We start from the raw sequence: 1,207 nt of genomic DNA on the forward strand, positions 1-1,207 counted from the left end.
AGCAAGTTCATTCCCGCCCAACGCGGGCGGGCCTCGTTCACTACGTCGATTGTTTCGCTGATGCCTAGGTTCTGTCTCGAAGTGGTGAGGGTGGGTGCGGGCTCGCTTTTCACGAGTGTCTGAGCCATTGGTTGATCACCGCGATGTGGATTGTGGCCTGGTAGCGGACGGCGAGTTTGTCGAATCTGGTGGCCACGGCACGGTGTTGTTTGAGCTGGTTGATGCCACGTTCAACGGCGTTGCGGTCGCGGTAGAGCTCTGGATCGAACGCCGGGGGCCGGCCACCGGCACGGCCGCGGTGGCGCCGGTGCGCGGCCTGGTCGGCAGGGACCGGGATCGTCGCTTTGATTCCGTGGCGGCGCAACCATTCTCGATTACCGCGACTGGAATACGCCTTGTCGGCCAACACTCGATCGGGCCGCATCCGACGCCGTCCGCCACCGAGTTTCGGGACCTCGATGTTGTCCAGCACCGCCGTGAACTGTGGACTGTCACCTGCTTGACCTGCGGTGATCAGCACAGACAGCACCCGGCAGCCCTGGTCGCACGCCAGATGCAGCTTGCTGGTCCAGCCGCCCCGGGAACGCCCCAACCCGTGATCGGCCGGCTCGAACTGACCCGGACCAGTCGGTGGTTCGGCTTGCCCGCCACTGTCGCGGCGGGCACCGGCAGCATGCGGATGGGCCCGTGTGATCGTGGAATCCACGCTGACCTGCCAGTCGATCACCCCGGCAGCGTCGGCCTGGGCCTGAAGCGATGTCACGATCGCGGCCCACGACCCGGCTCTCTGCCAACGACGGAACAATCCATACACCGCTTGCCACGACCCGTATTCAGCCGGAACATCTCGCCAGGGCGACCCGACCCGGCATCGCCACCGGATCCCGTCAATGAGCTGTCGTTTCGTCCACTTCGGCGGGCGTCCCGCCCTTTTACCGCGAGGCAACAACGGCTCCAACCGCGCCCATTGAGCATCGGTCAGGTCCGCTCGCCCCGCCACCGCTAGGCTGGCCACGAGGTCTCCGGCGCTATTCAGATTTGCTTGGTCGCTAATCCGAAATACCGGAGACCTCACCCATATGCCAACGCGAGCAACATCTTCCACAAACATGCTGATGGGGAGGCACCGCTGAGCGGTGCCACCCCATCACTCACTTCGAGACAGAACCTAGTCCTGGGACGGCGGGAATCCGCCGGTGGCGACCGG

At 64.7% G+C, this 1,207-nt stretch carries 1 protein-coding gene; it reads right to left on the reverse strand.

Annotation, left to right across the window (positions count from 1 at the left end):
- Positions 1 to 109 precede the first annotated feature (109 nt).
- A complete protein-coding gene (locus ACGF5C_RS34850) occupies positions 110 to 1,015 on the reverse strand; it encodes an IS5 family transposase (protein WP_393308691.1) in 906 nt (301 codons plus the stop codon).
- Between the last annotated feature and the right edge of the window lie 192 nt (positions 1,016 to 1,207).

It is taken from the genome of Micromonospora sp. NPDC047620, from assembly GCF_043205005.1.
Classification (GTDB): Bacteria; Actinomycetota; Actinomycetes; order Mycobacteriales; family Micromonosporaceae; genus Micromonospora.